General features: G+C 38.8%; 2 pseudogenes. Both read right to left on the bottom strand.

Annotated features, from left to right (window positions below):
* Window positions 1–230 (bottom strand): annotated as a pseudogene (locus FDW92_RS16580) (fimbrial protein); the annotation flags it as partial.
* Between the two features lie 462 nt (window positions 231–692).
* A pseudogene (locus FDW92_RS16575) lies at window positions 693–912 on the bottom strand (fimbrial protein); the annotation flags it as partial.

Raw genomic sequence — 912 nt, 5'->3', positions numbered from 1 at the left:
GGCTGAATACCGACGGCACTGCTCTGTACACCTGGATCGGCAGTTATAGCGGATGCCTGGGCGGTGTTCAGTTGAACCTGTCCATCCTGACTGCCGCCGTTAACGTGCGGGGTGCAGGTGTTATCGCTCACCAGACCAGCAAAATCTACCTGGCCGCCATCTAGGGCAAAGGCTGAAGTAGTGGAGGCAGCAGACAGAACCAGTGATAAAGCTATTAACTTTAATTTCATCTTGAAATATCCTTGTTAAAAATAGATGTCACTTAAGACAATATTTATTATAGGGAGTACTCTGCATCTATAAAAATATCATATGCGGATATTTCCTTTTTTTATATTCACAAACAAAATATTTAATTTGTTTTTTATCTATACTACAATTTCTTGTAATAATTTATTTGTGCATTGTTTTTAACGATTTTGTACATATTGTGCTTTTTTTTGCAAACATAGTATTTATTTATCTCTTGCTGTTATGTGTTGATGGTTTTTATTATCAATATATATATGTATTGTATTTGAGTTGATTGGTGTGTATTTGTATTTTTTATCATTATAAATAATGAAAATGATTTTAATTTTAACTGAAGTGACTACTATTATGTTTACAAGAGGTAAGGGTGTTCTTCTATCCTTGATAATTCTGTAAAGGAGTTATCTTGTTGAAAAAGATAACTCTCTGGGGACTGATGATCAGTTATAGGTAAGGGTATACGCGGTGTTGGATTTCACGTAGCCCGCTGTTACTGGTACCGCGCCAGACTGTTTGACGTAAGAGACGACGAAGTTGAACGTCGCCACGCCGTCAGCATCAAAAGTTGTATCGTGAATGTCGCTGGCGTCGTTTACTTTGACCTGGGTATAGGTCAGCGCGCTGCCGGAGCTATCGACCTGGTGGATCGCCAGGTTAACG

The sequence above is a fragment of the Citrobacter sp. wls706 genome (assembly GCF_005281305.1).
In the GTDB taxonomy this organism is placed as follows: domain Bacteria; phylum Pseudomonadota; class Gammaproteobacteria; order Enterobacterales; family Enterobacteriaceae; genus Citrobacter; species Citrobacter werkmanii.
This window is presented reverse-complemented; position numbering and strand designations above follow the sequence as displayed.